Source organism: Syntrophomonas sp. UBA5494 (assembly GCF_002426325.1).
This window is the reverse complement of sequence record NZ_DIPG01000139.1, coordinates 14,417-15,572: the sequence shown is the minus strand read 5'-3', so window position 1 is coordinate 15,572 and position 1,156 is coordinate 14,417. Positions and strand designations below refer to the sequence as shown.

Here is a 1,156-nt window from a genome sequence, read left to right as displayed (position 1 = left end):
TAATAAGCGAAAAGGAGGTCATGGGGTGAAACGTTTGAGCGATCATGTTATGCTGCTGGGTAATGGCCATTTCAATTATTATGTGGCAGGGGTTAAAGAGGCTGCTTTGATTGAGTGTGGTACCAGTGCCGGGGCGGCTATCTTTGCCAGGCAATGGGAAGCATTGGAGGAAAAGGTCAACATAAAATACATAATCATCATGCATGCGCATTTTGACCATGCCTGTGGTTTGCCCATTCTAAAAAGTTTGTTTCCGCAAGCCGAGGTTATTGCCAGCCATGCGGGTAAAACGATTCTGGCCAAGGAACGAATCGTAAAAGCTTTGTATGCTAATGATGCTTATGTTTCGGAATTATATAAAAGGCAGGGGCTGCTGGATAAGATACCAGAAACTGAGGGAATATCTGAACTGGTAGTGGATAGAATTGCAACGGACGGGGATATTTTGGAATTGGGGGAAGGAGTATCCCTGCAAATCTTGGAGGCTCCCGGGCATAGTGTGTGCTCTCTGGCCGCATATTTAAAGGAAGACCAGGCTATGTTTGTTTCTGATGCGGCTGGATATGGTGATGATAGTGGCAATATATCTCCGGTATTTTTCCATGACTATGATAGCTATATTAACACGATTAAGAGGCTGAAAGAGTTCCCGACCCGTATACTTGGGGTAGCGCATGGGCAGGTGGTAAGAGATTCCGCGGTAAACCGGTTTTATGAAAAGGGCCTGCTTGCTGCCGGAAAGGCGTTTGATCAAATTCAGGCCGGGCTGGTGGCGGATGTTGCCGAAAAGGATATAGCCCGGGAATTATTTAACCAATATATTACGGGAACTCTGGCTTGCTATCCTGAAGAAATGATGCTGGCTTCCATGGAACTTTTAATTAAAAATGTAAAAGCCAAATTAACCTGATACGGCTGGGATAACCTGAAAACCAATTAATACGAAAATAGAACCGTAGGCCGGTGCAGAGAATAACATTGGAAAAACCCGGCCCTGAAGCCCGCTCCTAACGTCGGGGCTGTAGGGCCGGCTACGGAAAAAGCAAAACCAAAACCGAAACCGAAAAAAACCGTAGTCCGGTCTACAGGGCGTTAGCCCTTCAGGCCAATGAAAAGAAATAACACGTAAATCTTCCGGCCCTGAAGCCCGCTCCTA

1 protein-coding gene is annotated in these 1,156 nt (G+C 46.3%); it reads left to right on the top strand.

What is annotated here, in order from left to right; genetic code table 11:
* On the top strand, positions 1–910 hold a 910-nt coding region (locus B3W37_RS15605), incomplete at its 5' end, for an MBL fold metallo-hydrolase (RefSeq protein WP_483176361.1).
* Positions 911–1,156: the final 246 nt, after the last annotated feature.